Annotated in this window: 5 protein-coding genes and 1 rRNA gene; 4 read left to right on the forward strand and 2 right to left on the reverse strand. The window is 71.9% G+C overall.

Annotated elements, in window-relative coordinates:
* Positions 1 to 88, forward strand: a 5S ribosomal RNA gene (gene rrf, locus AB0K82_RS44295); the annotation flags it as partial.
* Positions 89 to 392: 304 nt separating this feature from the next.
* Here rrf and AB0K82_RS44300 read toward each other — a convergent pair.
* Positions 393 to 1,487, reverse strand: a complete 1,095-nt coding sequence (locus tag AB0K82_RS44300; RefSeq protein ID WP_364409721.1) for a hypothetical protein — start codon at positions 1,485 to 1,487, stop codon at positions 393 to 395.
* Positions 1,488 to 1,505: 18 nt separating this feature from the next.
* On the opposite strand from AB0K82_RS44300, the gene AB0K82_RS44305 reads away from it, so the two are divergent.
* Positions 1,506 to 2,282, forward strand: a complete 777-nt coding sequence (locus AB0K82_RS44305) for a hypothetical protein (protein ID WP_364409724.1) — start codon at positions 1,506 to 1,508, stop codon at positions 2,280 to 2,282.
* A gap of 46 nt (positions 2,283 to 2,328) precedes the next feature.
* Here AB0K82_RS44305 and AB0K82_RS44310 read toward each other — a convergent pair whose 3' ends face one another.
* A complete protein-coding gene (locus tag AB0K82_RS44310) occupies positions 2,329 to 3,255 on the reverse strand; it encodes an MBL fold metallo-hydrolase (protein ID WP_364409727.1) in 927 nt (308 codons plus the stop codon).
* A gap of 117 nt (positions 3,256 to 3,372) precedes the next feature.
* Here AB0K82_RS44310 and AB0K82_RS44315 point away from each other — a divergent pair, with 117 nt between their 5' ends.
* On the forward strand, positions 3,373 to 3,804 hold the full coding sequence (locus AB0K82_RS44315; RefSeq protein ID WP_364409730.1) for a single-stranded DNA-binding protein: 432 nt from the start codon (positions 3,373 to 3,375) through the stop codon (positions 3,802 to 3,804).
* 162 nt (positions 3,805 to 3,966) lie between these two features.
* Positions 3,967 to 4,494: hypothetical protein (locus AB0K82_RS44320; protein ID WP_364409733.1), on the forward strand; the 528-nt coding region annotated here is incomplete at its 3' end.

Genomic DNA, 4,494 nt, shown 5'->3' on the forward strand with positions numbered 1-4,494 from the left:
CGGTCCCATTCCGAACCCGGTAGTTAAGCCCTTCAGCGCCGATGGTACTGCACTGGAGACGGTGTGGGAGAGTAGGACGCCGCCGGACACTTACACAAAAAGGGCCGCCTTCCGAGGCGGCCCTTTTTGTATATTCAGGGCACAATGGAGTCGACAGTGCTCCCCCAGTGAAACGGTTTGATGTGATGAGCGCGGAACGAGATCAACGCGACGGCGACGGGCGCGATCGGCGTCCACGGCCGGGACGCCAGGACCGCGCGAGCGGTTCCTCGAGCGGATCTCGCGGTCGTCAGGGGGGCGCCGCGAAATCGTCCGGTGGCTTCACCAACCGCGGGGGAAACCGGGGGCGGCGTGACGACTCCGCCGGCGGCTACGGCGGTGAGCGCGCCGGATCACCGGGCAATCGCTCCGGAGCCGGTCGACCCGGCAGGTTCCAGAAACCGGGGGGTGCTCAGCGCCCGGGCGGTTTCACCAACGCTCGGGACGATGAGGCCGAGGGGCGTTCTCAGGCTCGCCGCCCGAGGCCCCTCCGCAGCAGCGACGCCGAAGGCACGAGCGGACGAAGCCGGTTCCCACGTCGAGACGACTCCGGTGGACGTGGCGGAGCCAAGACGGGTGGCGGCCGTCCGGCCTCTTCCGGAAGCTGGCGAAGCGAGCGTGGCGCTCAGGGCGGCCGTCCGGCCGACTGGCGCGACAAGGAAGGGCGCTCGTCTCAGCGTCCCAGCGATCGCTCTCCGAGGCGTGAAGGTGAGGGCACCGAGCGTCGGCAGGACCGCGACTTCCGTCCCCGGGACGGCCGTACCGGCGGCCCGCGCACCCCGGGCCGACGGGATGAGGGCCGTACCGGCGGCCGCGGCGGTTTCACGCGCGAGGAAGGCGCCCAGCGCCGTACGGGCGCCGGCGGCGCTCCCCGGCGAGACGATCGACCTGGCGGCGCGCGCCGGGATGACCGTCCCGGCGGTGGTGCCGGCGGGTACCGGCCGCGTGACAAGGAAGGCTTCCGGCGGGATGACCGGCCTGGCGGCGGCGCGCGCCGGGACGATCGGCCGGGCGGTGGTGCCGGCGGGTACCGGCCGCGTGACAAGGAAGGCTTCCGACCCCGGGAGAAGGGTCAGGAGGGCTTCCGGCCCCGCGAGGGCGGCAAGGAGCGTTTCCAGTCCCGCGAGGAGGGCGCGAGCGGGTTCCAGCGCCGGGACGGAGGCCGTCGTGACTTCCGTGACAGGCAGGGCGGCGGTCCTCGCGGCGGCCGTGGTGAAGGCCAGACGGGCGGCTTCCGGCGGCGTGACGACGCCCAGGGCGGTCGTCGGCCCGCCGAGCGGGGCGCGCGCCGACCTGGACGTGACGATCGGTCCTCGGCCGCTCCACGGCCGCGCCGTGACCCCGGCCCGCCCGTCCCCGAGGACGTCACCGGCGCCGAGCTCGACGCGGCGGCCCGGGGCGAACTGAAGACGCTGCCGAAGGACCTCGCGACAGAGGTCGCCCGCCACCTGGTGATGGCCGGCCGGTTGATCGACGAGGAGCCCGAGCTCGCCTACCAGCACGCGCTCGCGGCCCGCGGACGCGCGGCGCGGGTCGGCCTCGTCCGTGAGGCATGCGGGCTCGCGGCCTACCATGCCGGTCTCTGGTCGGTGGCCCTGTCCGAGCTTCGGGCGGCCCGGCGGCTGACCGGCCAGGAGGCGTACCTCGCCATTATGGCCGACGCCGAGCGAGGACTCGGTCGGCCCGAGCGTGCTCTGGACCTGGCCAAGTCGGACGAGGCGCGCCGCCTGCCGCAGGCCGAGGCGATCGAGATGCGCATCGTCGAGTCGGGCGCCCGCCGCGATCTCGGTCAGCCCGGCGCGGCGGTCCTGGCACTTCAGGTCTCAGAGCTCAAGGACGAGCGGTGGCGGCCGTGGTCGGCGCGGTTGTTCTACGCGTACGCCGACGCACTCGTCGCGGCCGACCGGGACGACGAGGCGGTCGACTGGTTCGCGCGAGCCGCGGCGGCCGACCGTGACGGGGAGACGGACGCCGCCGAGCGTTACGCCGAACTCGAGGGTCTGGACATCATCGACACCGAGTTCGCCGACACGGAGACCGGTGACGACGCCGATCTGGATCCCGACGCGGACCGGGCGGCGGCTTCCGAACCGAGCAGCGGAACGACGTCCGAGGCCACTACCGCGAAGCCCGACGTGAGCACCGCGGCGGAGTCGGTGACGGACACCGGCGCGGCGGCGGAGCCCGGGGCGGACGCCGACACCGGGCCCGAGAACGCTCAGCGGGACGCCGAGGACCAGTGAGGCACGAGGCCCGCGTCCGTCCCGATCGCCGGGACGGACGCGGGCCTCAGCGCGTTTCCAGCGCGTGCATGATCCCCGCGACGTTGTTGCGGGCCGCGCTGATCACCTCGATCTTCTCCGCCACCCGCGGATCGGCGTCCGGCGCGAGCGCGCGGTACCGGCCGTCCGTGCGCTCGCGGACCATGGCGACCGCGTGGTCCAGATCGAGACGCTGGTCGTGGGCCTCGGTGACCAGTTCCACCCAGAGCCGGAGCTCCTCCTCCGACCTGTCGAGCGTCTCGCCGACCAGTTCGACCGGCCCGAAGTGGCTGAACAGCAGCCGCGACGGCCGGAGCGCGCGGAAGCGGGCGAGCGACGCCAGGGCGGTGTCCAGGTCGAAGTCCGGAGGCGGCGTCGCGGGGCGCACGTCGGCGGTCTCCGGGATGTAGACGCCGGCGGCGTCACCGACGTACAGGTCTCCGGTCAGGGAGTCCAGCAGACCGACGTGGTGCTTGGCGTGCCCGGGCGAATGGTGACTCTCCAGACGCCGCCCACCGCCGAGGTCGACCTCGCCCACGTCCTCCACCGCCCGGATGCGTACGGCGTCGGTGGGCTTGAGGTCGCCGAACAGCGTGTCCAGCGCGTCGCCCCACACCATCCGGGCGCTGCGCATGAGCCGGCTCGGGTCGGCCAGGTGCCGGGCGCCCTTCTCATGAACGACGATCTCGGCGTTGGGGAACATCTCCGCGATGTCGCCGACCCCGCCCGCGTGATCGAGATGGATGTGCGTGACGACGACGGTCGCCAGGTCCGCCGGGCCGACGCCCGCGGCCGCCAGCGCGTCGCGTACGACCGGGGCGGAGTTCCCCGCGCCGGTCTCCACCAGGCAGGGCCGGTCGGAGCGGATGAGATATCCCGCGGTGATCCCCGTGTATCCGGCCATCCTGGTGTCGATCTCGAAGACGTCGTTGCCCAGGTCGGTGATCAAATCCATGCGGGCCTCCGGTTTTCCACAGATGCGGGGAGCGGGGTTACGTCGTCCTGATCGACCGCCCCATCGTAAAGACAACGCCACCGGCGCACAGTGTGGCGGTCACGAGGGGAGTAGATCATGGACGGCAGCGAGGAGACCCCGCCGCGGGGCGGCACATCCGACGTCGTCCCGTCGGGCTCCGACCCGCATCGCGACGTCGGAGCGACGGCCCACGTCAACGAGATCGTCTTGGTCGGCCGGCTCTCCGGAGCACCGGAGTGGAAGTCGTTACCCGGCGGCGGGCAGGTCGCGGTCTGGCGGCTCATCGTCGAGCACCGGGGCGCCCGGTCGCCCCAGGACGCCATCGACACGATCCGCTGCGTCACCTATGACGCCTCGGTTCAGGACGGCGTTCGCGACTGGCGGCATGGGGACGTCATCGAGGTGCGTGGATCCCTGCGGCACCGTTTCTGGCGCGGCCCGGAGGGCCCCCGAGGGCTGTACGAGGTGGAGGCCGCGGTAGCGCTCCGCCGCCATGGTGGGGCCTCGGGAGACGGGGCGCCGATGTGACCGTGAGCCCGCCGCGCGCCGTCCGCGCGGCGGGCGAGGCCAAAGCGCGAGGAAGCCGACGGCCAGGGCGATTGGTTGCATGCCCGGCGCAGGATTTAGATCACATTTGAAGATCAACAATCATTACCCCGGAAGTTGATCTTGCTTACTAGCGTGTCGATCATGCAGATCTCCCGTCTATGTAACCGAGGCCTGGTCGGTCTTCTGGCAGCCGGCGCGCTGCTGGGAACGTCCATCGCGCCGGCTCAGGCCGACACCGACCCGCCGCCCATCAGCGCCATCGCGGACAAGCTTCAGCAGACGATGGACGGCCTGAGGTTCCAGGACGTCATCGACACCGACCCGCCGACCACGGCCGCCGCCGCGCGCGCCCTCACGGCGAACTCGGTGGACAAGGAGGCCAAGACGCCGGAGCAGCGTGCCAAGACGTACGCCGCGGCGGCGGGCAACCAGCCGATCTCCCAGCAGCCGCAGCTGGACGCGACCGTCATCGAACTGGACGAGAACAACCGGCCGGTGTCGTCGGGGACGGTGCTGATGAGCCCGCAGTACCCGCACGGCAAGGTCATCCCGGTCGACAAGAACTTCCACACCAGTGATGTGCGGTGGCGGCAGTGGGACGACGCGGGCTGGTACACCAACCACGCCCAGGGCACGATCGACGTGGTTCCGGGGCGGGAGAACGCCTCG

This window comes from Actinoallomurus sp. NPDC052274 (genome assembly GCF_040679475.1).
Classification (GTDB): Bacteria; Actinomycetota; Actinomycetes; order Streptosporangiales; family Streptosporangiaceae; genus Actinoallomurus; species Actinoallomurus liliacearum.

Bases quoted from the DNA above. Each gene is read 5' to 3' on its own strand.
- AB0K82_RS44310 (WP_364409727.1), bottom strand. From the start codon at position 3,255: ATGGATTTGATCACCGACCTGGGCAACGACGTCTTCGAGATCGACACC.
- AB0K82_RS44315 (WP_364409730.1), top strand. From the start codon at position 3,373: ATGGACGGCAGCGAGGAGACCCCGCCGCGGGGCGGCACATCCGACGTC.